The 1526-nt window shown below is 60.5% G+C and carries 1 protein-coding gene; it reads left to right on the top strand.

All coding sequences use genetic code 11. The annotated features are described in order from the left end of the window. The first annotated feature begins 69 nt into the window (after positions 1 to 69). Complete coding sequence (locus tag ACM9LZ_RS25780; RefSeq protein ID WP_416622362.1) at positions 70 to 1221, top strand: IS110 family RNA-guided transposase; 1152 nt, start codon at positions 70 to 72, stop codon at positions 1219 to 1221. Positions 1222 to 1526: the final 305 nt, after the last annotated feature.

Genomic DNA, 1526 nt, shown 5'->3' with positions numbered 1-1526 from the left:
ATCCTATGAGGTGAAGAGCAGCCGGAACCGCGTCAGAGTTCTGGTCCAGCACTGAACCTGGAGGCCATCATGTCCAACGCATCCACTCCGTCCACCATTCGTGTCGATCTCGGCGCGATCTTCGTTTCGCTTGAACTGAGCCAGTCGAAGTGGCTGGTCACATCGCTGACGCCGGGTGGTGGCGAGAAGATGTCGAAGCACTTGGTTAAGGCAGGCGATATCAGCGACCTGCTTTTGCGGTTCGGGGAGCTACGGCGAAAGGCGCAGGCCCGTACCGGGCAAACCTTTCCGATCGTCGTGATCCAGGAAGCAGGGCTGGATGGCTTCTGGGTTCACCGGGCTTTATGTCAGCAAGGGATCGAAAGTCACGTTGTCGACCCGGCGTCGGTAGCGATCTCTCGCCGCCGTCGCCGGGCAAAGACCGACAGGATCGACGGCGAGGCGCTGGTCAGGACGTTGCTGGCCTACAAGCGGGGCGAACCGCGCGTTTGTGCAATGGTCAGGCCGCCAACGCCGGAAGAGGAAGACCGGCGGCGGATCGCACGGGAACGCAAGGTGCTGGTCAATGAACGGGTAGGACACGTCAATCGGATCAAGGGGTTGCTCTACAGCCATGGCGCTGGAGCTTACGAACCGGTGCGCCGCGATCGCCGGGAGCGGCTTGAGGAACTCCATACGGGAGATGGTCGCCCATTGCCACCCCACCTGAAGGCACAGATTTCGCGGGAACTCGATCGCCTTGAACTGGTGCTTGCACAGATCAAGGCGATCGAACAGGCTCGCACCGAGATGCTCACGGCAGAGGCGCGCGCATTTCCCGGCGCCGCTCTCTTGCTGGGCCTGAAAGGAATTGGTGCGGATGCCGCAGCCGTATTGTGGGGCGAAGGGCTTTGCCGGCATTTCGACAACCGCAGGCAGGTCGCCGCCTACGCAGGTCTCGCGCCGACACCATGGCAGAGCGGCCAGGTGGATCACGAGCAGGGAGTTTCAAAGTCAGGTAATCCACGCCTGCGCACAACGTTGATCCAGATCGCCTGGCTGTGGCTCCGCCATCAGCCGGATTCCGCACTGACGCTCTGGTTTAAGGATCAGGTGGCCAGGAATGGGGGACGGCTCAAGAAGACGATGATCGTCGCTGTTGCCCGGAAGCTGTTCGTCGCACTTTGGAAATATACCCGTGCGGGCGTCGTCATTGAAGGTGCCATGCTGAAGACAGGTTGACGTTCCAAACGCTCATGAATTTCTCCGGGGAGGCACCTCCCTCTGGAGCCCGGACGGGCGAACCGAAGATCGGCATGGCTGTCAAACAGCCGCGGTTTGAGAATGGTCTCGCCCAATTGAGCCTTGCCCGCCGCATGCGGGAGGTTGGTGCAGTCGCCCTGGTCGGCTGACCGTATATAAGTTGGATCAGGCCCGGTCTCCGGGCCGCGTCATGGAAGCAGGCTCACGCCGTGGATACCAGATTATGCCACAGGAGCATGACATGAAAAGCTGACGAACATTTCCGTTGATTCTCCTCATATAAG

Source organism: Niveispirillum fermenti (assembly GCF_048066175.1).
Taxonomy (GTDB): domain Bacteria; phylum Pseudomonadota; class Alphaproteobacteria; order Azospirillales; family Azospirillaceae; genus Niveispirillum; species Niveispirillum fermenti.
Note: the sequence above shows the minus strand (reverse complement) of the source record. Positions and strands in the feature narration are given on the sequence as shown.

What these genes read in the sequence shown, in the direction of transcription:
- ACM9LZ_RS25780 (WP_416622362.1), top strand. Translation starts at nt 70, where the DNA reads ATGTCCAACGCATCCACTCCGTCCACCATTCGTGTCGATCTCGGCGCG.